The 21545-nt window shown below is 42.3% G+C and carries 17 protein-coding genes; all 17 read left to right on the plus strand.

Annotation, left to right across the window (positions count from 1 at the left end):
- The first annotated feature begins 192 nt into the window (after nt 1–192).
- The 17 genes from tagH (at nt 193) to BCT11_RS04675 (ending at nt 21543) form a co-directional block, all read left to right on the plus strand.
- Nucleotides 193–1368: a type VI secretion system-associated FHA domain protein TagH gene (tagH, locus tag BCT11_RS04595; protein WP_102387347.1), complete on the plus strand. Its 1176-nt coding sequence runs from the start codon at nt 193–195 to the stop codon at nt 1366–1368.
- Nucleotides 1369–1377: 9 nt separating this feature from the next.
- Nucleotides 1378–1833, plus strand: coding sequence for a type VI secretion system lipoprotein TssJ (gene tssJ, locus BCT11_RS04600; protein WP_102387348.1), 456 nt, complete (start codon nt 1378–1380; stop codon nt 1831–1833).
- Nucleotides 1834–1849: 16 nt separating this feature from the next.
- Complete coding sequence (gene tssK / locus BCT11_RS04605; protein ID WP_102387349.1) at nt 1850–3175, plus strand: type VI secretion system baseplate subunit TssK; 1326 nt, start codon at nt 1850–1852, stop codon at nt 3173–3175.
- A 14-nt stretch (nt 3176–3189) separates the two neighbouring features.
- Entirely contained in the window at nt 3190–4479 is a 1290-nt protein-coding gene (gene tssL / locus BCT11_RS04610; protein ID WP_038867707.1) for a type VI secretion system protein TssL, long form, read from the plus strand.
- A gap of 14 nt (nt 4480–4493) precedes the next feature.
- A complete protein-coding gene (gene tssM, locus BCT11_RS04615) occupies nt 4494–8012 on the plus strand; it encodes a type VI secretion system membrane subunit TssM (protein ID WP_102387350.1) in 3519 nt (1172 codons plus the stop codon).
- Nucleotides 7994–8689 carry a type VI secretion system-associated protein TagF gene (gene tagF, locus BCT11_RS04620; protein ID WP_042601541.1) on the plus strand — a complete coding sequence of 232 codons (696 nt, stop codon included), beginning with the start codon at nt 7994–7996 and terminating at the stop codon, nt 8687–8689. Before tssM ends, tagF begins: the two co-directional genes overlap by 19 nt.
- An 8-nt stretch (nt 8690–8697) precedes the next feature.
- A complete protein-coding gene (locus BCT11_RS04625) occupies nt 8698–9492 on the plus strand; it encodes a protein phosphatase 2C domain-containing protein (protein ID WP_102387351.1) in 795 nt (264 codons plus the stop codon).
- Nucleotides 9485–10597 (plus strand): type VI secretion system protein TssA, encoded by a 1113-nt coding sequence (gene tssA / locus BCT11_RS04630; protein ID WP_102387368.1) that lies wholly within the window; start codon nt 9485–9487, stop codon nt 10595–10597. The genes BCT11_RS04625 and tssA overlap by 8 nt, the downstream gene beginning before the upstream one ends.
- A gap of 15 nt (nt 10598–10612) precedes the next feature.
- Complete coding sequence (gene tssB / locus BCT11_RS04635) at nt 10613–11143, plus strand: type VI secretion system contractile sheath small subunit (protein ID WP_038878444.1); 531 nt, start codon at nt 10613–10615, stop codon at nt 11141–11143.
- Complete coding sequence (gene tssC, locus BCT11_RS04640; protein WP_038867695.1) at nt 11143–12636, plus strand: type VI secretion system contractile sheath large subunit; 1494 nt, start codon at nt 11143–11145, stop codon at nt 12634–12636. Before tssB ends, tssC (BCT11_RS04640) begins: the two co-directional genes overlap by 1 nt.
- Nucleotides 12637–12694: 58 nt before the next feature.
- Entirely contained in the window at nt 12695–14206 is a 1512-nt protein-coding gene (tssC, locus tag BCT11_RS04645) for a type VI secretion system contractile sheath large subunit (RefSeq protein WP_102387370.1), read from the plus strand.
- Between the two features lie 9 nt (nt 14207–14215).
- Nucleotides 14216–15013: a type VI secretion system accessory protein TagJ gene (locus BCT11_RS04650; protein ID WP_042606087.1), complete on the plus strand. Its 798-nt coding sequence runs from the start codon at nt 14216–14218 to the stop codon at nt 15011–15013.
- Between the two features lie 8 nt (nt 15014–15021).
- On the plus strand, nt 15022–15486 hold the full coding sequence (gene tssE, locus BCT11_RS04655) for a type VI secretion system baseplate subunit TssE (RefSeq protein WP_038867691.1): 465 nt from the start codon (nt 15022–15024) through the stop codon (nt 15484–15486).
- Entirely contained in the window at nt 15483–17306 is a 1824-nt protein-coding gene (gene tssF, locus BCT11_RS04660) for a type VI secretion system baseplate subunit TssF (RefSeq protein ID WP_102387371.1), read from the plus strand. The genes tssE and tssF overlap by 4 nt, the downstream gene beginning before the upstream one ends.
- Nucleotides 17303–18268 (plus strand): type VI secretion system baseplate subunit TssG, encoded by a 966-nt coding sequence (gene tssG, locus BCT11_RS04665; protein ID WP_061036044.1) that lies wholly within the window; start codon nt 17303–17305, stop codon nt 18266–18268. The genes tssF and tssG overlap by 4 nt, the downstream gene beginning before the upstream one ends.
- Nucleotides 18269–18278: 10 nt before the next feature.
- A complete protein-coding gene (gene tssH / locus BCT11_RS04670) occupies nt 18279–20855 on the plus strand; it encodes a type VI secretion system ATPase TssH (protein ID WP_102387372.1) in 2577 nt (858 codons plus the stop codon).
- A gap of 208 nt (nt 20856–21063) precedes the next feature.
- Entirely contained in the window at nt 21064–21543 is a 480-nt protein-coding gene (locus tag BCT11_RS04675) for a type VI secretion system tube protein Hcp (RefSeq protein ID WP_042606083.1), read from the plus strand.
- The last annotated feature ends 2 nt before the right edge of the window (nt 21544–21545 follow it).

The following is a 21545-nucleotide window of genomic DNA, read 5'->3' on the forward strand; positions in this document are numbered from 1 at the left end:
TTTGAACCTCGTTGTATATTTTGTTCTGAGTAAAAATACCTGATTGCTTTGCTAGAAAATTAATTCATTATTCCGTTCTTGAAATATAAATATTATTTTATGGGTCGATAATAACTTAATTGTTAATAAATAAACGATCTAAACATAAAGAATGAAACACAAATATTAAGCAGTCCCTTTGGCGAGGTTTACATGACGTTGGTTTTAACCATAACGAGTTTTCATAAGTTCACTCCTGAGATAGAAGGCGAGTTCATCTTTGACGCAAGCGGCGAACACGAAAAAATTTCCTTTGGCCGCTCTGAACAATGTAACTGGACACTTCCCGATCCAGAAAGAGTCATTTCAGGTAAGCATGGTGAAATTATCAAGTTTGGTGACAAGTATTTGATCAAAGACTTATCGACCAACGGCACATTCGTGAACAACTCAGTCAGTCCAATCGGACAGGGCAATGAAATCGCTCTAGCTCATGATGATGTGGTGACCCTCGGCGATTATCAAATTCAGGTTAGCGTTCAGGAGAAGTGTTTAGAACAGGTGCCAGTTCAAAGTGTTGAATCAAATGAATCCTTTAACGAACGCGCTAGCAGTAATTTCAATCATAGTGACTTTGGCATAAGCGTTTCTGAACTCTTAGAGGACAGTGTTTCTAATGAGTATCAGTTAGATATTGGCTTAATGGATGACTTTATTGAGCCCTCGATTCCTCCTCAGCAAGAACAAGATATATCACGTCTCGTCACAGAAGAACCGAACAAAACTCCCCAAAAACTGAGTGCCAGTAATGAGGCTGACGCGTTCATTCGCGGATTAGGTATTAGTCCGAATATGGTACCTGACGAGCAGAGAGAGATGTGGTTTCAGCAGCTAGGAGAGTCTTTTTCTTTAATGCTTACAGGATTAATGGAGACTTTACACAATCGAGCTGAATTCAAACAGACTAATCGCTTAAATCATACCGCATTTAGAAAATCTGAGAATAATCCACTCAAATTCTCGGCCAATTTAGAAGACGCTATGCATAATCTTTATAACCGGAAAACCGCGAGTTTTATGCCGCCTGATTCGGCAATAAAAGAGGCATTTAAGGATATTGAAAACCATGAACAAGCATTAATGCAAGGTGTGAATGGTACGGTAATAAGTGTTATGTCATTAGTTGATCCATCTTTAATATATTCTGAGTCACTTTCTAGTGATAGTTTGTTTAATAAAGTGATTCCGACAAGAAAGTATTATAAAAGTTGGAAAAGGTTCGAGGTTATTTATGACCAACTAACCAACGACGTTGTTAATAAAGAAAATCTTTTTTATTTAGATGACTTTGCCAAGCATTATGAAAACGCTCTAAGACGTGATAGTTAAGGTCTAATTATGAAATTAGTTAAAAGAATAGTATTACTTATATTAACAGTGACTCTCATTGGGTGTTCAGCGGCAAACTTAGTGGTTGACCCTTATGCAGATTTAGAAATAACGGCGAGCTATAATATCAATCCAGATTCAAATGGGAGGCCGTCACCAGTTGTTATATATATTTTCGAACTTACATCACCAACGGTATTTGAAAGTCAGGACTTTTTCTCAATATACGAAAGCTATGACAAAGTTCTGGGCCCCGATTTAGTCAACAAATTTGAGATCTCCCTAACGCCAGGTCAAAAGGAGGTTTACCAAGCCAGTATGTCTCCCCAGACAGAGTATCTCGGCTTAGTGGTTGCGTTTCGAGACATCGAAAACTCGAATTGGAGGCAAGTGATCGAAGTTGAAAAGACAGGTTACAACACCTATCAAATCCACTTAGAAGACCTGTCTTTGTTCGTGCAATAATCTTGGTGACTATTCAATGACACACTTTTCCCATACCGCTTGGTGTGAGGGGATGTTTTTGCGTCCTCAACATTTCCAGCAAAGTGAACGAGCAACTGCTCACGAATACAAAGGGCTAGTTCACTTACAGCACGCATACAATTGGGGCGTATCATCGAGCCTAATCAATTCTACCGCTTTAAAAGAAGGGGTTATTGAGATAGAAAAGATCGATGCGATCCTGCCTGACATGACTCTCGTTCAATGGAAAAAAGGTGATGCGAGCATAACGCCGTTATTCGTAAAAAAAGGCACCCATCAAACGTTGGTCAAAATCGTTGTTCCGGCGTTTAGCTTAAAACAACGATTGGTCTCTGATAAAAGTGAGGAATTGGTTTCACGTTATCTTCTAAAAGATTTGGATGTTGTAGATGTTTTAACTGGGGAAGATGAAGAGTGCATTCAAGTAACCGCGATTAATCTAGAGCTAGCAGCAAGTAATGAGAAGCAGTCTGGCTTTATTGAATTGCCGATTTTCAAAATCAAAGAAGTATCCGATGAAGGGGCAGTCATTCTTGATGAAGAATACATCCCACCACACATAAATATTCTGAATAGTGCTGTTATAACCACATGTTTACGTAACGTACTTGCAATGACAAAGATCCGTGCAGACGTTGTGTCTCAGCGTTTGGTTCAGGGTAAGGCGGCTTCCGCTTCTGCGGTCGATTTTATTATGCTGCAGATGTTGAACCGCTATGAAGTGACTTTACGTCACTTTTCCGAACTAGAACAGGTACACCCTTTAGATTTAGTCGCACTACTGCGTGGTTACATCGGTGAGTTATCAACGTTTTCGAGTAAGAACAAACGTGTTCCCGAACTAAAAAAATACGATCACTTCGAACTTTCCAGTGTGTTTCATGAGATTAATCAGATACTCAGCCAGTACTTAAGTGTTGTTTTAGACCAAACGGCGAATAAGTTACCACTTGAAATACGTCAATATGGCATCCAAGTGACACCTCTACCAGACAAACGCTTATTGGAGTCTTGCCAGTTTGTACTCGCAGTTAAGGCTGATACAACCACCGATGAAATACGACGCTTAGTGCCTGCTCAGCTTAAGTTAGGGCCTGCAGAGCAAATACGCGATCTCATTAACAATCAAATCAACGGCATCAGTGTTGCGCCTTTGAGTGTTGTTCCAAGACAAATACCTTATCAAACGGGCTATGTGTACTTCGAGGTTGTGAAAAAGGGACCGTTCTGGATGAGGCTGCGAGAAAGTGGCGGCATCGCGCTACAACTTTCTGGTCACTTCCCGAATGCTGACATTGAACTTTGGAGCATTAGCCAATAACAGGCTTCGTCATTATGGAACAAACGATAATCAAACCCACACCGGGTGGGCGACCAAATTTAAAACAACCAGACGTAAAGCCAGTAGATAGCACGGTTGTGATCTCTAAAAGCCCTGAGATCGTTAATAACGACTCAGTCGTTGCTTTTGGACTCAACCCAATTTTGGCTGAAGCCAACGGTATCTTATCAATGGTAGGGCAAATTCGATCAACGGCCTCACATTCGGATGTGTTGTTTCTAAAGGAAACACTCGCACAGAAACTGAGAGACTACGAAAACCGACTGCGCCAACACAACGTTGAATTAGAAACCATTGATACAGCACGGTACTGTTTATGTTGCTCAATTGATGAGGCGGTATTGAATACCCATTGGGGAAGCCAATCTACATGGAGTCATGATTCTTTATTGAGTTCATTTTATTCGAGCAGTCAGGGTGGAGAAGCCTTTTTCAAACATCTTGATAATGCACTGTCTCAGCCAGAGTCGCAGCTCGATTTGTTAGAGTTGATGTATGTTTGCTTGTCGCTTGGTTTTGTCGGGCAATACCGTTTAGAGAAAAATGGCTTAGAAAATCATCGACGTCTTAGAAAGCAAATCATGAGCATTCTTAAGTCCTATGGGCGTGGTACTGCAAAAGAAATGAGTGCCAATATTGATAAGCGCACGCTTACAGGTTCCCAAATGTCAGAACGAGCACCATTGTGGGTTGTATGCTCGGTTACCTCGGCAATTTTGGTGTGCGTTTTTATGTACCTTAGCTATGACTTGAATAGTGCTTCCAATCGAACGTTTTCGAATTTGGTTAATTTGATCCAGCCGGATAGGCAAGTCTCGTCAGCGGAGCTTGAGTCGAAGGTTCAACCTGTGGCGGATCGTATCTCTATGTATCTTGCGACGGAAATGAATAAAGGATTGGTTACGGTAGAAGCGTTACCCGACCGCGTAAGAATATCGTTGAAAGCGCAAGACTTATTTGAGTCAGGAAGTGCAGATGTTGTTGCTTACATACAACCCGTTGTTTCCAAAATAGCACGTACTCTTGAAGCGACAGAAGGCAAAATTCTTGTTACCGGCCATACGGATGATAACCCTATCTTCACCAGTAAATATCCTTCTAATTGGCATCTATCTTTGGCAAGAGCCACTGCCATGTCAGACCAGTTGATTGCAAATAGTGGGCTGGAAGGAAGAGTGCTACCTGAAGGGTTAGGTGATGCGAGACCTTTGGTGGAAAACACCAGTTCTGACAATAGAGCGTTGAACCGTCGTATCGAAATTGACTTGATTGTCGCAAACTAGGAAAAGTGAGAGATATGAGTATCCGAGAAGTAGGCAGAGTCTTCACTCAGCGCTGGTTTATCGGCCTTATTGGCGTTGCGGCGTGTTCCATTTTTATTTGGGCGGTCGGTCCTTTAATTATTGTCGCTGGCTATGAGCCACTAAAGACAGATTTCCAACGCTTAGTCACAATTCTTATCTTGGTGTTTGTTTGGGGAGTATTCAACCTGACCAAGCAGCATAAACAGAAAGTGAAAGAGGATGAAAGTATCCAGACTTTGCTTGAACTTGATAGTCAATCAGACAAAGAAGCTGCCACCGAAGTTGATTTAATGCGTGATCGTATAGAGCAAGCGATCAAGATTGTCACTAAAACCCATAAAGGTAAACGTAGCCTATATGACTTACCGTGGTATGTACTAATCGGTCCTCCGGGTACTGGAAAAACCACGATTTTGAAGCAGTCTGGGCTGGAATTCCCGTTAGCTAACTCTACAGGGTTAGATTCGGTCGCGGGTGTGGGGGGAACACGACATTGTGATTGGTGGTTTGCGAACAAAGCCGTATTGATTGATACCGCTGGTCGTTACACTACTCAAGATAGCCAAGAGAAAGTGGACTCAAAAGCATGGCATGGCTTTCTGGGGTTATTGAAAAAATACCGTACACAAAGACCAATCAACGGCGCAATTGTCACGGTCAGTTTAGCAAGTGTCATGTCTCAAACTCGTACTGAACGAAGTCTTCATGCCAGAGCCATTAAATCTCGTTTACAAGAGCTTAAAAACCAACTTGGTATGCAATTCCCAATTTATGTCTTGTTGACGAAAATGGATCTCGTTGCTGGCTTTAATGAGTATTTCTCGGATTTGAGTAAAGAAGAACGTGACGATTTGTTTGGTTTTATGTTCCCTCAAGAATGCGATGATGAACGCGGAGTGATTTCTCTGTTTAACCGAGAGTTCCATCAGATGCTGGAACGTCTAGATGCACGGATGTTACGCATTCTCGAAACAGAAGACGATCTCGATAAGCGAGCGCTAATATTTGAGTTTCCGAAACAGTTACGAGTATTACAGGCCAACTTAGACGAATTTCTAGCCGAGATCTTTTCACAAAACAGCTTTGAGGAGCCCGCCTTAATTCGAGGTGTTTTCATGGTTAGCTCGGTTCAAGAGGGGGCGCCTATGAATCGATTGATGAGTGAATCTACAAATGGGCTGGGATTGGGCAATTTGCCATTAACCTCACACAGTACCGGCTCACATAGTTTTTTTGTTAAGAGTCTATTTGACCGTGTGATTTTCAAAGAACAATTGTTAGGGACGGTGAATCGTCATTACCAAAGAAACTCCGGTTGGCTCCATAAAGGGGTATACATCGGCTGTACGATTACGCTCGTGGGAGCCACTGTTGCTTGGGCCACAAGTTATCAATGGAATAAAGAACTTATTAAAGAGACTAATCGTCAGACTGGTCATGTTAACGCCATGATTGGTGCCGACAGTCTGGATTTCGAATCAGATATTATCAGTGCTGTGGAAACGCTAGATCGTATTATGACATTACCTCTTGGAAAACAGAGCCAGTACGGAGAGAGCGACACCATTAAAAAATTTGGTCTTTATCAGGGGGACAAAGTTTCTCAAGCCGCGAATAGCGCTTACATTGCAGCCTTGGCCCAACATTTTTCCCCAATGGTTACTCGCAGCTTAGTCAATGAGATGGAGAGCAACCAGGCACATCGACAATATCTCTATGAAACTCTAAAAACCTACCTAATGTTGTTTAACCCTGATAAATATCAGCAAGAAGAAGTGCTAGCGTGGTTTCGTTTTTATTTTGAACGCCAATATCCAGGAGTGCTTAATGAGGCGTTAAGAGGGCGCCTTATGGTTCATACACAACATCTGCTGGAGAGTAATGAACGCGGTCTTGTTTTTCAAGATGATGTTGTCGCTAGTGCAAGGGACATATTAACTGAGATGTCATTGCCAGAACGTGCATACCAAAGAATGAAAATTCAGTTTTCAAAGAGCCATGTACCGTCATTTCGTTTAACTGATGTCCTCGGTCCGAAGGGACTGGAGCAATTCGAGCGTATCAGCGGAAAACCTTTGTCTCAGGGTATTTCAGGCTTTTATACCTACAACGGCTTTCATAGTATTTTTCAAATTCAAATCAACCGAACGGTGAAAGGGTTGATGGAAGAAAATTGGGTCTATGGTGATGACTTACAAGCTCACGAGATAGATCATGCGAGCGCTATTGAAGGTGTACAAAACAGGTATTACCAAGATTATGTCAATGAATGGAAGGATTTGATTCAAGACATTCAATTAAAGCAAGCGCCCAACTTAGAGTTTGCCTCTGAACAAGCAAGAGTCTTAGCTGGCGTAGAAAGGCCTATTGAATCTTTATTGCGTGCGATTCAGAAGGAAGTTGGGCTGACGAAGGTTGTATTGTCTGACAATCAAAAAGCCGCTTCTGAGGTCGCTGGTAAAGTAGCAAAAGTTAAGTTCTCTAATACCGCAGATAAGCTAGACATGTATTTACCTGAAGAAAACACCTTTAATGTCGCTTTACCGGGTAAACAAGTAGAACAGCATTTTACAGCTGTGCTCCGTTTGGGTGAGCAGGATTATGCTGATATTCAGCAGGCCATGATTAATTTAAGGTCGTACTTGTCAGATTTATCGAGCTCTGGAAACAATCAAAAAATAGCGTACAAGAGCATTTTGGATGGCACAGTAACACAGGATGTGGCGTCGTCATTTGAACGAGCACAAGAGTTATTGCCTAAACCGTTTAATCAATGGCTAGGAGAATTGTCTCAGGAATCGGTTAAGTTTGCCGAAAGCGGATCTAAGGATCACCTTAATCAATTGTGGTTAACGCAAGTCATTAAACCTTATCGTAGCTCAATCGCTGGTCGTTATCCATTTGTTCCAAGTGCGACAAAAGAAGTGAGGTTAAAAGACTTTAAGCGTTTCTTTGGGTATGGCGGGACACTGGACTCATTCTTCAACGAGTATTTAGAACCTTTCGTTGATACTTCCTCAAGACGTTGGACATTTGAGAAAGAGATTGGCGTTCGACAGGAAACATTGGTGGTATTCCAACGGGCTAAGCGAATCAGGCAAACGTTTTTTGAATCCGATAATTCATTACGTGTCGATTTTGGAATGAAGCCAGTCTATCTCGACCAGCATATTACGCGTTTTGTGCTGGAGTTAGGAGCTCAAGATCTCGTCTATAAACACGGGCCAGCAAGAGCGAAAGCGCTAACTTGGCCAGCAGGTCAAGATCAAACTCGAATCGTGTTTACACCACCTGAATCCAATCGCGAAATTGCGCATACCTATGAAGGTGAATGGGGAATCTTTAAGCTTTTAGATCAGTCGCTTAAAGCAAGGCCTGAATCAAGAAAAGACAATATCGTGATGATTGACCTAAAAGGGAACAAGGTTCAGTTAGAGCTTATCCCGACAAGTGCTATTAATCCGTTTTGGTCGAATGAGATGGAGAGATTCCGATGTCCGCAAACCTTATAAGTCCAAGCTGGGGTTATGTTGGCAAAATGCCAGTGAAAGGTGATTTTGTTAAGCATGGATTGCCACAATCTTTTACCAATCGTTGGCATGATTGGCAGCAAGCGATTATTGCGGTCAGTCGAGAGCAGCTTGGTGAACAGTGGGACGAGTGTTTTCTTACGTCACCAGTGTGGAACTTTGCTCTAGATGTCAGCTATATGGAAGAGGCGACTTACATCGGTAGCATGATACCAAGTGTTGATGCTTCTGGACGCTACTTCTTTTTTACTGTTGCTCGTGCGGTCAATGGAGATGCGACACAGTATTGGTCGAATAATGGTTGGGGGAGAGATAGTCAAGATCTAGCACTCGCTGTTCTTGACGACGCTTTCGTTTTTGATGCATGGACACAAAATTTGAATCAGCCCAGCGACACGCTTTCTAAAATTGACATTGAAGTCTCACCGATATCCGAAATGTATCGAAGTGAGCTCTCAACGGTGTTTTCCCAAAACGAAGCTTTGACATCAACTGCATTACTTAGTGCGTTAATAAAACAGCAAAACAAAGCGCCTTGCTTTTGGTGGACAGAGGGGTCGTCCAAGGTTGAACCGTGTATGTTTGTAAGTTCAGGGCTCCCTTCTATAGGGCAGTTCTCGGCAATGTTAGACGGCCAATGGCACAAGTGGAATTGGTAGGAATGATAATGAATTGGAACTATTTTACCTTTGCCAAAACACATCCTGGAAAGGTAAGGCCGCACAACGAAGATGCTTTGCTGGATATGTCTGATCATGGTGTTTGGGTCGTCGCTGACGGGATGGGTGGACACAGTGCTGGCGATATCGCAAGTCAGATGTTGGTCGATCGTATCGCGCGTTATGTAAAAGATTCAGACTCGTTTGGAATCGATGAACTAAGACATGTGGTCCAGCAAGCAAACCGAGAAATTTACCATTATGCACAAGCCCAGTTAGAAGGGAAAACAATGGGAACCACACTCGTTTTGCTGTTAGTGCAAGACGGTTATTACCATTGTTTATGGGTTGGTGATAGTCGTATTTATCAATTAAGAGCGAGTACTTTCTCACAAAGAACACGTGATCACAGCCAAGTGATGGATTTGGTTGAGCAGGGGCTACTCGCATTTGAAGACGCAGAGTCTCATCCGCTTGCAAATGTGATAACTCGTGCGGTGGGAGTAGATGAAGAAGTGACCATAGATCAAATCTCCGGACAGCTCGCGGACGGTGACCAGTTCCTGCTATGTAGTGACGGCTTATCTAAAGAACTGACCAACGAAGAAATGCACAAAACCTTGTATGCAGATTCTGTCAATCAAGCTGGATTAGCCCTCATGCATTCAGCCTTAGTCCGTGGTGCGAGTGACAATGTCACGTGTGCGTTGGTGAAAGTGTGTAAAGCAGAGAATGAAATTGAACTGCCACGACACGAAGACGCGACGATTCCAGTCTTCTTAAGAGGAAGGTCGCATGAGTGATATGTTTGATTGGTACGATGTAGCTCTTGAGCCTATCTCTGGGGAAAATCCAACTGGTATCGATCCTCGCGAAGATGTCTCCCCCCAGTCGGCTTACTATCGTTTAAAAGATCATAGAATGGCAGCACGTAATGCAGAGCGAAATGCCATCATCGAAGAGGAAAGCATCCTTACTCATACCAACTTATGGCGTGTATTTGTTGATGAGGTACCTGACATTCTCGCTTCACAATCTAAAGACTTGGAATTCGTAGCTTGGCTTATTGAAGCATTAACTCGAATTCATGGCTTTCGTGGATTAGGCCTTGGATACCAATTGGCAACGACTTACATCGAAAAGTACTGGGATCAATTGTACCCAATGCCGGATGAAGATGGCATGGAAACCCGAACTTCCTCGATCATCGGACTAAATGGCATTGATAATGAAGGTACATTGATTTTTCCAATTGCCTCGGTGCCGCTAACAGATGTGGGTATAGAACAAGCATATGCATTCTGGGAGTACCAACAAGCTGTTGAGCTAGAACGATTAGATGAAGACAAGCGTCGTTCAAAAGTTGACCAAGGTGCAGTGGAGATGTCGAAAATTGCAGAAACCGTAAAAGCCACGTCGGATGAATTTTACCAGCAACTGATTGGTGATTTGGAATTTGCAATGATTGCTTTCAGTCAGTTCAGCGAAAAACTTGATGAAGCGGTTGGTGACGTCACCCCAAGTTCTTACATATCAAAAAAATTAGATTCAATACACTCGGCACTTAAGCATTTGTTAGGTAGCCGATTTAAGACGCCTAAAGTAGTTGCAGAACTAAATGAATATGACGGTGAAATCGAAGTGCAAGAACAGTCTTCACCTCTCCAACCACAAGCACTACTAACAACTAATATGCAGTCTCGTGAGCAAGCCATTGAACAATTGCAACAGGTCGCTGACTTCTTTAGAGAGAGTGAGCCACATTCACCAGTTTCTTACTCCATCGAACAGATTATTCGTTGGTGTGGAATGCCTCTGCCTGAATTACTGGCGGAATTGATATCCGACGGGGATGCAAAGAAAAGTTATTTCCGTTTAGTTGGCATAGCAGAACAAAATGAAAATTAAGAAAGGGAGAACGGTATGACGAGTATCCACTCGAAACTGTCACGAGTGAGGAAGCCTCGTGTTCACATTACTTATGATGTTGAAACCGAAGGGACAACGCTAAAAAAAGAGCTTCCTTTTGTTGTCGGTGTAATGGGTGATTTTGCAGGCCAAAATACAGAAGCCTTGAAACCACTTAAAGACCGTCGTTTTATTCAGATCGATCGTGACAACTTTGATGATGTACTTAAAAAGATGAGCCCATCAGTAAAGTTTAAAGTCGCGAACAAATTAGCAAACGATGATTCTCAATTCGAGGTCGATTTAAGTTTCAAATCGATGCAAGATTTTGAACCTGCGGCGATTGTGAATCAAGTGGATCCGTTGCGTCAGTTAATGGAAACGCGCAACAAACTCCGTGATTTAATGACGAAAGTCGACCGTTCTGAGGAGCTAGAAAACATTCTAGAGGATGTTCTGAACAACACTGAGAACCTTACTAAACTAGCGGGTGAACTCAAACTTAGTGAGCCTGTTCCTTCAGATAATCCAGAAGGAGCTCAGTAATGACTACACAAGTTGAAAAGCAACTAGATCCAACAGTTAGCCAGCAAGCGTCTTCATTTTTGGAACAAGCGATCGGAGCGACGAAGCAGACAGAATCCTCTCGAGCGCAAGAGCTGATAAAAACGCTGGCAGAAGAAGCGATGAAAGGCACTGTAACTTGGAATAAGAACTTAACAGTGACATTCCGTGAAGCCATTAATTTGCTAGACCAGCAAATCTCAGAGCAATTGTCTGAAGTTATGCATCACCCTGAGTTACAAAAACTAGAGGGCTCTTGGCGTGGTCTCAATTACTTAGTGATGAACTCCGATACGAGCTCTACCTTAAAGGTTCGTATGATCAGTATTACTAAGAAAGAGCTTCATAAAGACTTGAGTAAAGCTGTAGAGTTCGACCAAAGCCAAATCTTTAAGAAGGTCTATGAGTCTGAGTTCGGTAGTGCCGGCGGTGAACCATACGGCGCTTTGATTGGTGACTATGAATTTACTAACCATCCAGAAGACATTGAATCACTTCGTTTAATGTCGAATGTGGCCGCTTCAGGTTTCTCTCCATTCTTGTCCGCCGCTTCACCAGCTTTGTTTGGTTTTGATGAGTGGACAGAGCTTTCGAAGCCACGTGATTTAGATAAAGTTTTTGAATCTCTTGAATACGCACAATGGCGTTCATTCCGAGAGAGTGCGGACTCACGCTTTGTAAGCTTAACCATGCCCAAAGTATTAGCTCGTTTACCTTATGGTCAAGCGACTTCTCCGGTGGAAGAGTTTGGTTTCGAGGAGTTTGAAGTCGACTCAGTTTCAGGTATCGCGACTAATGCTGAGCATAATGATTACTGTTGGATGAACTCTTCTTACGTGTTGGGGGCAAAGCTTACAGACGCGTTTTCTAAATATGGTTTCTGTACTGCCATTCGTGGTGCTGAAGGGGGAGGTCGAGTGGATAACTTACCGACACACTTCTTCATGAGTGATGATGGCGATCCTGATATGAAATGCCCAACTGAAATTGGCATTACAGACCGACGTGAAGCGGAACTAGGTAAACTTGGTTTCCTACCATTGTGTCACTACAAAAACACCAATTATGCGGTGTTCTTCGGTGCTCAAACTTGCCAAAAAGCAGCCAACCATGATTCACCGGATGCCACTGCTAATGCGGCTATTTCGGCTCGCCTACCTTATATGATGGCAACTTCCCGTTTCGCGCATTATTTGAAAGTCATGGCCCGTGACAAAATTGGCAGCTTCATGGAGGCTGAGGACGTGGAATCGTGGCTAAACCGCTGGATCCTAAGTTACGTCAATGCTTCTGAGGGTGGTGGTCAAGAGATCAGAGCAAAATATCCGTTGGCAGATGCTCGTGTTCAAGTCAAAGAGATTCCGGGTGCACCAGGTTCATACAATGCTGTGGCTTGGTTGAAACCTTGGCTACAAATGGAAGAGCTCACCACATCACTTCGTTTGGTGGCAAAAATCCCGCAATCGGGTGGTTAAGCACGTTGTGGTTGGCTGTCTTGGCCAACCACACTTTCTAGCGGAATAGGCTTGATACATGCGCAAACATACGTCATTAAATTTCTTAGACCCAAGTGAATTGAAGCACGAATTTAGTCCCCTTGGGTGTGCGGAACTTGATAGCCATTGGATGAATAAATTTATCGATTCAATGGATTCACTACATTCGGCAAAAGTATGGTTGGAAGGTACTAAAAGTTCAAACATGGAGAGTTTTCGACATAGCCTGATGAGTGCTATAGATGAGATTGATGAGCTACTCGAAAAACAACTCAATGAGATAATCCATCATTGTGCTTTCCAGAAGTTAGAGCGCAGTTGGATCGGCCTTCGCTATTTATGTGCTCAGGTCGATGGGCAATCATCAGAAGAAGTTAAGGTAAAGCTCCTTTCAGTAACATGGGACGAAATCAGTAAAGACGCATTAAAAGCGATCGAATTTGATCAGTCTGCATTGTTTAAACTTCTGTATCAAAACGAATATGGAACACCAGGTGGAGAGCCTTTTGGGTTAGTCATTGGTGATTACGAGCTTCGTCACGACCCTGTTACTAACCATTTTGATCGTGATTTATCTGTATTGAGTAAGGTATCTCAATCAGCGGCTGCAGCATTTAGCCCTTTTATATTGTCAGCGACACCGGGTGTTTTTGGGGTGAATCGTTTTTCTGAGCTTTCAGCGATTGGTGATGTTTCGACTCAATTTGAACAAGTGGAATATGGGAAGTGGCGAAGGCTACGAGAATCAGAAGAGTCGAAATTTATCGGTATCACTGCACCAAATGTCTTGTTTCGCCAGCCGCATGGCAGCGATGGAACACGAGCGGAAAGTTTTCAGTTTGAAGAGAGAATTGACGACTCAGAAACACAACTTTTATGGGGAAGCGCAGCATATAGCTTCGGTGCCATTGCAATAAGAACGTATCAGGAACACGGTTGGTTTACTCACATGAGAGGAATAAAAAAAGGCGACTATACTCAAGGCCTTGTCCTCGCTCCAACGCGTAGTCAGATTCAGTTTAATGTGAAAAATTCACGTGATAGAAGCCCTTTAAACGTAAAGCTTTCTGAGTCACGAGAGCAGGTTTTAGCAGATAACGGTTTCATGTCACTTACCCCTGTACCGGAAACAGACATGATTGGGATGACATCGAATGTTTCTCTACATGAACCACCGCGATACCAAGAAGCGCACATCAGCGTAAACGCGAAATTATCATCGATGTTGCAGTATACCCTCTGTGTATCTCGAATTGCTCATTACATCAAAGTGATGGGACGGGACAAGATTGGTAGTTACCAAGATTCGTCTGCAATACAACGAGATTTTCAGCATTGGTTACACCAATACACGACTGCTTCTGATGAGGCGTCCGATGAGCTTAGGGCTAAGTACCCCCTGAACGAGGCAAGTATCGCGGTGAAAGAAAAGCGTGATGCGCCGGGGCATTATTATTCGGTGATTCATTTACGTCCTCATTTTCAACTCGATCAAATGGTATCGGCGATCAAATTAATAACGGAGTTATCACCAGAAAAGGTGGTGTAAGGAATCAAAATGACACAATGGAAAAGCGCGTTAGCAGAAGGCAATTTAACAGAAGCACTAGAAGTACTCATCGAGAATATAAAAGTTTCTCCTAAAGATGCAACTCTTCGTAGTTCTTTCATCGAGCTTCTTTGTATTGACGGTAATTTTGAACGGGCGGACGAACAGTTGATGCAAGCGATTAAACTGTTCCCAGAATATCTTTCTGGAGCCAGTCAACTACGTCACCTCGTTAAAGCAGCTCAAGCCCGTAAGGATTTTTTTCATGGAGCAGCAACGGCTCAGTTTGTCAGTGACCATGAAGGGCTGAATAGGTTATTGATTGAATTCAACTTAGCACTAAAAAATAATGACCAACGTAATGCCTACAACTTAGCGTCTGAGATAGAACAACAACGCGTCAAAAAATCATTTAGTCAGGGCGGTAATATTTATGATGACGTTCGAGACATAGATGATCAATTGGGTGGATACATAGAGCTCTTTTCGACTGCAGGCAATTACTTCCTTGTGCCTATCGCCAATGTGAAACAGCTTGAACTAAAAACACCATCTTCACTATTAGAGACGATTTGGCGTCCCGTTGAATTCGATATGGAAGGTCTAGGTGAAGGCGAGGGTCATACGCCTTTGACTTACATTGGTTCTCAAACCGATGCCCAAAAACTAGGTAGAGAAACGGATTGGCAACAAGTTGGAGAGCAAGAGTTATTCGTTGGGTTGGGTCAAAAGTGCTGGTTAGTGGGTGAAACTGCACTTCCTCTCTTTGATTTGAAATTACTTGAAGAAACCGTATTAACAGCTTAGAGGTCGCGATGGCTTTAGAGGCGTCATTACTGGACAAACTAATCGACTCAGATCCGAATGTTCGTGAAGAGAAAGACTTTCCAGCAAGTTCTCAGTCCTTACTTAATAACTTATTAAGGGATGTTGAAGCCATGCTGAATAGTCGAATTGGTTGGCGTGAACTTCCTGATGATCTTTTAGAAGTTCGAGACTCCATTTTAAACTACGGTCTGCCAGACTTTTCTTCAATGCCATACAGCAGCCAAGAAGGGCAAAATCAGCTTTGTGAAATTGTCTGCGATGCAATAAAGGAGTTTGAACCGCGTCTAGAGTCTCCTTTGGTGAGTATTTTAGGTGAGAAAAGCGCCACAGATCGGACGCTGAGGTTAAAAATCACCGCAACCTGCCTAATTGGAAGCAATACCCACGAAGTCACATTTAACTCAGAAGTTGAACCGGTGAGCCTTGGTATGAAATTGAGTAGAACAAAATGAGTGAAGAGTTCCTAAAGTACTACAATCGCGAGTTGGCTTACTTACGCCATAAAGGACAGGAGTTCGGTGAGCAGTACCCTAAGATCGCATCTCGTTTGAGAATAAGTGAAGAACAAGTCGAGGATCCTCATGTAGAGCGACTTCTTGAGGGGTGCGCATTTTTAACTGCGAGAATTCGCCAAAGTTTAGACAACAGCTACCCTCAATTCACAGAATCACTGCTGGGGCAACTCTACCCAGATTTTCACGCGCCAATTCCTTCCATGTCGATTGTGAAAATGACGTGCTCGGAATCCACCAATGCCTATTTTGATGTTGTCTCTGGTGAACGTGTTGTCATCGGCGCTCCAAGATTTAAAGAATGTGAATTTAGAACATGCTATGAAACGCGAGTGTACCCATTACGCGTAAATGATTGCTCATTTGAAAATGCGCCTGTGAAACCTATGGGGTCTCGATGGGAGCAAGTGGCAAACTCGATGCTTAACGTTCAACTTCATGCCAATGATAGTGAAAGTGCAATTAACCTAATGGGCATCGACACCTTGAGGTTTTACCTCAATGGCCAACCTCAACTTACACAGAAGTTGTATCAAATGTTATTCCAAAATCTTGTTGGATTGTCGGTATCCGTTCAAGGGAAAGAAGTCGCATCGTATACGAAAAGGCATCTGAAATCTGTGGGGTTCTCGGATTCGGATAAAGTTGTGCCCTATGGCAAAAGAAGCTTCTCAGCGTCAAGAATGTTGGTTGAATACTTACACTTCCCAGAAAAATTTATGTTCTTTGACCTGATTGATTTAGAACTCAATAAACTTGATTTAGGCGAATCGATAAGCCTCTGTTTTTTCTTTGACTCCACAGACGATTGGTTACCGAAACAAGTCGACAACGAAAGCCTAATGCTCGGCTGTACTCCAGTCATTAACCTCTTTCAAAGTACCATGGAACCTAAACGTTTACTGCCATCTGAGTACGATTACCATTTGTCGCCTCAATACCAAGAAGCAGAGAGTAATGAAGTTGTTTCGATTACCAATGTGACGTTGAGAAACTGGAATAAGACTTATGAAAATTTGCCTTGCTATTATGCCGGTGAACATACGCACTACATGGGTAATAGTGACATTTATTGGTTAATGAGGCGAGAGGACAAAAACTGGGCTGGTGGATACGACGAACCCGGGCGAGAAACGTATCTGTCTTTTGTGGATAAAAAACATCAACTCTTTACTCCAGAGAGCCGTGAAAATTGGCTTATGTACGTACAAGCGGAGTGTTGTAATCGGAACCTGCCGCAAAAACTTCCGTTTGGTGGTGGTTTACCAGAAGTATCATTACCTGACGTTAACGATAACTTTGAGTCAGTACGTTGTTTGGTGTCTTTATCTGAAACAGTGAGGCCTGAAATGGATGAAAGTACGCGGTGGCAACTGACCAAGCTACTCACACTGAATCATTTCACACAAGACGATGGACTGGCAGTGCTCAAACAGACCCTGAACCTATATGCTTTTTCTGGTACGGCAGAAACAAAGGCTCTGATTGATGCGCTTGTGAAACTCGAGTTTGAAAAAGTGGCCGGGAGAGTGAGCGAGCAAGGGAAAATGGGGTTTGCCCATGGTGTTAAATTGATTCTTACTGTATCAGACCAAATCCTCCTTAAAGAGCAAATATTCTTTTTAGGCTGTGTGTTATCAGTCTATCTCTCTCAGTACGCTGAAGTGAATATTTTTACTCAACTAGAAGTTAAGTTGAAGTCGACAGGTAAACGCTTTTATCAATGGCCATCGCTTACCGGCGATAAGGTTCTGCTATGAAGACTGAAGACTTTTATCGTCAATTGAAACAGCGTTCGTTGTTTGAAGCGTTACACTTGATTGAACAAGAAGTACTTCGAGTTGAGGCACAGTTAGGTTCCGATGCGCTACCTAGAGACGAAAAGATATCGATTAAGGTCAATCCTGCGTTAGGTTATGAGAATTCTCAGTTGTGTGCTGTGAAAGCGATCAGCCAGAGCAAATTAAGGTTAGAGACAAACTTAATCGGATTAACGGGTGAGCAAGGTGTTTTGCCACAGCATTACAGCGAACTTGCATTGAATCGTCAAAAAGAAGGAGACAACGCAATGGTCGATTTCTATGACATTTTTAATCATCGGTTACTGTCTCTTTACTACCGTAGTTGGCAACTGACTCAACTTACTTCACAGGTTACTGCTCATTCGGTAGGACGACGATCGCCTCTTTGTAGCATGTTAGAGTCGGTGACAGGGCAAACCCAGCATCTTGCTAATCATTTTGCAGGGGTGTTTGCTTCATCGAATCGTAGTAAAAGTGCACTTAAAGGAATGCTCGAAAGCCTCTCAGGATGTGATGTCCGCTTACATGAATTTCAGGGGCAATGGTTGCACCTCACGGGAGAAGACCAAACTCGACTGGTTTCTCAAAGCATGCCGGAAGGTCAATTCGCTCAATTAGGCAGTGGTGCTTCAGTAGGATCTAAAGCTTGGAACATCAATGCGGGCGTGACAATTGAATTCTTCCCAAACACGACGAAACAAGTGAAGCAACTCTTACCTAATACATCTTGTGTGCATACGATGAAATCTATAACACACGATTTTCTTGGTAAGCATAAGCGCGTTAAATGGAAGTTAACGACTCAACATAAATACCTTCCTCAGGTTTGTATCTCAAAACAAGTCGGTCAATTGGGCATTGGTTCTGTATTGACGAAGCATAAGCGTACAAAAGACCGCAGAATAACAATTACCATTTAAAGGATTCACAATGGCTTTATTATCACTATCAGCGTTGGTTGAGAGGCTATCTCCGCATGCAAGAGAAACGTTAGAGCATGCTGCCGCAATGGCCAGCTCTCGTACTCATCATAGTATTGAAATGACGCACTGGTTAATTAGTATTATCCAACATCCGTCTGGGATATACGCGGACGCCTTTCGTAGCCAAAATATCGATGCTAGCCGAGTGGAGTCACAGTTGCTCGAACAGTTAGAAAAGTATCGAACAGGCTGCGATTCGGTCCCTGGGTTGTCTGAAGATACCGTTACCATCATGCAGAATGCAATGATTATTACGACGATTGAATTTAATCAAGAGCAATTGAGTTGTATCCATTTATTAAGAGCTTACTTAACGGATGATACTTTGGTTGCAATGTTGAATCAGCCTAGCTCAGAATTAATGAAAATTGATGTAAACACATTGTTGGATGTTAATGAATCTGAATCAAAGCATCTCGCCTCTAACGAAGGGATTAGTAAGAGCAAAAACGCTGCACTTCACCAATTTACTGTTGACCTTACAGAGCAAGCAAAATTAGGGAAAATCGACCCCGTTGTCGGTCGAGATGACGAAATCCGTTTAATGATCGATATTTTGCTACGCCGCAGACAAAATAATCCAATCTTGACAGGTGAAGCTGGCGTCGGAAAAACTGCCGTTGTCGAAGGATTGGCGCAAAAAATTATCGATGGTGATGTTCCCTCTGCATTAATGAACGTTTCAATAAAATCGTTAGATATGGCACTACTGCAAGCAGGCGCGGGCATGAAAGGTGAATTTGAAAACCGATTAAAGAATGTGATTAAAGAAGTTAATCAATCGGAAACACCTATCATACTTTTCATTGATGAAGCCCATGGTTTGATTGGTGGTGGAGCGCAAGCAGGTCAAGGCGACGCGGCAAATATTTTGAAACCGGCGTTGGCCCGTGGCGAGCTTAGGACAATAGCGGCGACAACATGGGCGGAATATAAAAAGTATTTCGAGAAAGATGCAGCACTAACTCGACGTTTTCAAGTCGTTAAGATCGATGAACCTATGCCAGAAATTGCAATTGCAATGTTGCGAGGGTTGTTGGACGTGATGTCGAAACACCATGACGTGTATATCACAAATAAAGCTTTGGAAGCTGCTGTTCAACTTTCTGCACGATACATAAATGGTCGTCAATTGCCTGACAAGGCAGTTTCTGTTCTTGATACCGCATGCTCTCGTGTTGCTCTAAGCCAATCATCCACGCCAGGAACATTGGATAGTAAACGAAAAGATCTTCAAATAAGAGAGTTGGAACTTGACCAACTGTACAAAGAGTCTCAATTCGGTTCGGCGAATGACCATAAAATTTTTGATATTAAAGAAAAAATTAATGTTCTACATAGTGAGATTCTTGAATTAGAAGCAATTTGGCAAAAAGAAAAACAATGGGTCGATGAAGCAAAACTAATACGGCAGAAGATTCAACTTCAGGAAGGTGAAGCTAATGAAGAAGACAAGAATCGCTTAGTAAGTATTGAGAAAGACTTAAGCTCAAACTCTCAACCACTTGTCTTTTCACACGTTAGCGAAGCCTTAATTGCTGAGGTGATCTCAGATTGGACTGGTATCCCTTTAGGAAAACTGCAAGATGATGACATCAAAGCGGTTCTTACACTAAAAGAGACACTGAGTCATAGAGTAGTAGGGCAAGATCACGCACTCGAAGTCATGTCAGAGGTTATCAAAACTGCGAGCGCGCAACTCACTGATGAATCGAAACCTAATGGCGTTTTTCTGCTTACAGGCCCAAGTGGAGTCGGTAAGACAGAATCTGCGCTGGCGATAGCTGAAAAAGTGTATGGTAGCGAAGATAATGTTACGACAATCAATATGTCTGAGTTTAAAGAAGAACATAAAGTCTCTCTATTGTTAGGTTCACCTCCTGGTTATGTCGGTTATGGTGAGGGCGGGGTTCTCACCGAAGCGGTGAGACGTAGACCTTATAGTGTTATTTTATTGGATGAGATGGAAAAAGCGCACGCGGGTGTGCAAGACATTTTCTATCAGGTTTTCGATAAGGGCATGATCAAAGATGGTGAAGGAAGAGATATCGATTTTAAAAACACCATTATCATTATGACTGCCAATACAGGAACGGAGACGACAATGTCTCTATTTGAAGACCCTGAGTTAGCCCCAGAACCAACAGCTTTAAAAGAGGCGCTACGGGAGGATCTTCTGGGTGATTTTAAACCTGCGTTTTTAGGGCGAGTCAACGTACTTCCATATCTGCCGTTAAATAAAGAAGTATTAAGTAATATTGCTTCTTTAAAATTACAGAAAATATCCGACAGAATTCAAAGAAACTACAATGCCAAATTAACGTTTAGTGATTCATTAATAAATGACATAGTTAATAATAGCAATGAGTCAGGGAGTGGTGCTAGGGTAATACAAACTACGATTGAAAATACGCTGTTACCAAAAATTTCCCATGAAATATTGAGTTCTATTCTTAATGGTAAGACATTTGAGGAAATTAACGTTGATGGAGAAATTAAATCACTTAACGTCTCACTTATTTAACAGCGATTTCAATGTAAAAATAAATTGAGACTCGCTTCATATTAATTTTATTTTTTGGAAAATAGTGCTTAATTAAATTCAAATTAAGCGATATAAAAGAGCGTATTTAAAATAAAGTTTTTGATACATAAGTCATTAATTATCAATAACGATTTGATGATTAAATAACTACGCAATATGTCAATTATTAATGCTATAGGAGATTAGCATGCAGTCTAACACGTATCTTAAATATGCAGATATTAAAGGTGAAGCAACTGCTGAGCAGTACAAGGATCTAATTACACTACTATCTGTAGATTGGAGTGTTGGTCGTGAAATTTCATCATTCACAGGTACCGCAATGGACCGTGAAGCTAGCGCGACTCGCTTGTACGATTTAACTATCACCAAATTGCAAGATCGTTCATCACCAGATCTATTTAAAGAAGCAACGATTGGTAAAGGTAAACCTGCGGTATTCCATATTACTAAGCAGGGTGAAAAAGTAGAAGAAATCATGAAAATCGAACTTACTGATGCAATGATTTCTAATTACTCTGTTTCAGTTCAAGATGATCGCCCGATTGAAACAATCACTATTTCATACACTGAAATGATGATGACAGTGACACCTACTGATGATAAGAACAATACATCAGCACCACTAGTATACGGTTACAGCGGTGTTAAAGGTCAACAAATGTAATT

It is taken from the genome of Vibrio sp. 10N.222.52.B12, from assembly GCF_002875385.1.
GTDB lineage: Bacteria > Pseudomonadota > Gammaproteobacteria > Enterobacterales > Vibrionaceae > Vibrio > Vibrio jasicida.

Excerpts from the sequence above, each read along its gene's own strand:
- BCT11_RS04625 (WP_102387351.1), top strand. The coding sequence starts at position 8,698 with ATGAATTGGAACTATTTTACCTTTGCCAAAACACATCCTGGAAAGGTA.
- tssK (WP_102387349.1), top strand. The coding sequence starts at position 1,850 with ATGACACACTTTTCCCATACCGCTTGGTGTGAGGGGATGTTTTTGCGT.
- tssJ (WP_102387348.1), top strand. The coding sequence starts at position 1,378 with ATGAAATTAGTTAAAAGAATAGTATTACTTATATTAACAGTGACTCTC.
- tagF (WP_042601541.1), top strand. The coding sequence starts at position 7,994 with ATGTCCGCAAACCTTATAAGTCCAAGCTGGGGTTATGTTGGCAAAATG.
- tagH (WP_102387347.1), top strand. The coding sequence starts at position 193 with ATGACGTTGGTTTTAACCATAACGAGTTTTCATAAGTTCACTCCTGAG.
- tssM (WP_102387350.1), top strand. The coding sequence starts at position 4,494 with ATGAGTATCCGAGAAGTAGGCAGAGTCTTCACTCAGCGCTGGTTTATC.
- BCT11_RS04675 (WP_042606083.1), top strand. The coding sequence starts at position 21,064 with ATGCAGTCTAACACGTATCTTAAATATGCAGATATTAAAGGTGAAGCA.
- tssC (WP_102387370.1), top strand. The coding sequence starts at position 12,695 with ATGCGCAAACATACGTCATTAAATTTCTTAGACCCAAGTGAATTGAAG.
- BCT11_RS04650 (WP_042606087.1), top strand. The coding sequence starts at position 14,216 with ATGACACAATGGAAAAGCGCGTTAGCAGAAGGCAATTTAACAGAAGCA.
- tssC (WP_038867695.1), top strand. The coding sequence starts at position 11,143 with ATGACTACACAAGTTGAAAAGCAACTAGATCCAACAGTTAGCCAGCAA.
- tssH (WP_102387372.1), top strand. The coding sequence starts at position 18,279 with ATGGCTTTATTATCACTATCAGCGTTGGTTGAGAGGCTATCTCCGCAT.
- tssE (WP_038867691.1), top strand. The coding sequence starts at position 15,022 with ATGGCTTTAGAGGCGTCATTACTGGACAAACTAATCGACTCAGATCCG.
- tssF (WP_102387371.1), top strand. The coding sequence starts at position 15,483 with ATGAGTGAAGAGTTCCTAAAGTACTACAATCGCGAGTTGGCTTACTTA.
- tssA (WP_102387368.1), top strand. The coding sequence starts at position 9,485 with ATGAGTGATATGTTTGATTGGTACGATGTAGCTCTTGAGCCTATCTCT.
- tssB (WP_038878444.1), top strand. The coding sequence starts at position 10,613 with ATGACGAGTATCCACTCGAAACTGTCACGAGTGAGGAAGCCTCGTGTT.
- tssL (WP_038867707.1), top strand. The coding sequence starts at position 3,190 with ATGGAACAAACGATAATCAAACCCACACCGGGTGGGCGACCAAATTTA.
- tssG (WP_061036044.1), top strand. The coding sequence starts at position 17,303 with ATGAAGACTGAAGACTTTTATCGTCAATTGAAACAGCGTTCGTTGTTT.